Below are 1273 nucleotides of genomic sequence, written 5' to 3' on the forward strand. Positions count from 1 at the left end.
TCGCCTTAGTTCCGTGGGCCCGGAAAGGGGTATAAGAGACAGACCGGATGCTCCGCAGCCAGATGAAACTGCAGTAAAGGAAGAATGAATGATGTCACAAAAACAGTTTGAACATGCCATTATTGTAGGTGGATCTTTAGGTGGTCTAATGATGGGGCTTGCGTTATCTCGTTCTGGTTATACAGTTACCATTCTTGAACGTGCAGATTCATCATTAAGAAACGGTGCTTTTATTCGTTTACACACAAAGCCTTATAGTATTAGTGAAATTGAACGAGAATTAAGACACTTGGCATCCAATGGCAACAACAATGTTGAAGCCTGGTCAGCCATTCAAGAACGTTTGCGCAATGCGGTTGCTAAAGAACCTGGTATTACCCTTCGGCACCATACACGAATTGCTAGTGTTGGGCAAAATGAATCATCTGCTTGGGCTACCAGTGATGAGGAGCAGACGTTTAAAGGTGACTTTTTGATTGGCGCAGATGGATATCGCAGTATTGTCCGCCGCTATTTAAACCCTGACAAACCATTTGCAGATTATGCTGGCTATCTGGTTTGGGTAGGGAAGGTGGACGAAGAACTGCTGCCAAAGAAAGACTGGAAAAAACGGCAACTTTCGAGCGCTTATTTCAACCATAGTGCTGCCGGTACATTGACAACTGCGGTGATGCCAGGTATAGAGGGGGGGACCCATCCTGGCCAGCGATGGATAGGTTTTTGCTGGTTTGATCATTCGCATAATCAATTGCTGTCTGAGTTAGGGGTGTTAAAGGACGGGGTTGCCCAGCATTCCTTATACGGTGAAGATATTCCGGATTCGCTACTGGAAGAACTATCACAAACTAGCCAAGCAAATTGGAATAAAGAAGATGATGCAATTTTGCAAATCGCGATTAAGGACCGCAGTTTAATCGGGGCACCTGTTAATGAATACATCCCTAATATATTGTCAAAAGGAAGAATAGCCATGATCGGCGATGCAGCTCATACCATGTCACCAATGACGGGCGCAGGCTTTAATGACTCACTTGATGATACGGTAGCCATTATAGACTCCATTAAACAGTATCCGAATTCGATAACAAGAGCTTTGGGTGAATACCAAACACGTCGTTTAGATGTGGTTCGCCAAGATGTGCTTGCGGGCCAAGGCTTTAATCGTTCTTTTGGACGATTATAACAGCGGTAAAGTGAAAAATACTATTTATAAATTGGAGGAATTAGCATGAACGATACAAAGAACCGTTATGTTACTGTACTATGGGAGGCG

The 1273-nt window shown here is 44.0% G+C and carries 1 protein-coding gene; it reads left to right on the forward strand.

Going from position 1 to position 1273, the window contains the following annotated elements:
- Positions 1-88: 88 nt before the first annotated feature.
- Positions 89-1183 (forward strand): FAD-dependent monooxygenase, encoded by a 1095-nt coding sequence (locus tag CF651_RS31815; RefSeq protein ID WP_094018883.1) that lies wholly within the window; start codon positions 89-91, stop codon positions 1181-1183.
- The last annotated feature ends 90 nt before the right edge of the window (positions 1184-1273 follow it).

The sequence above is a fragment of the Paenibacillus rigui genome (assembly GCF_002234615.1).
GTDB lineage: Bacteria > Bacillota > Bacilli > Paenibacillales > NBRC-103111 > Paenibacillus_S > Paenibacillus_S rigui.

What these genes read in the sequence shown, in the direction of transcription:
- CF651_RS31815 (WP_094018883.1), top strand. Translation starts at nt 89, where the DNA reads ATGATGTCACAAAAACAGTTTGAACATGCCATTATTGTAGGTGGATCT.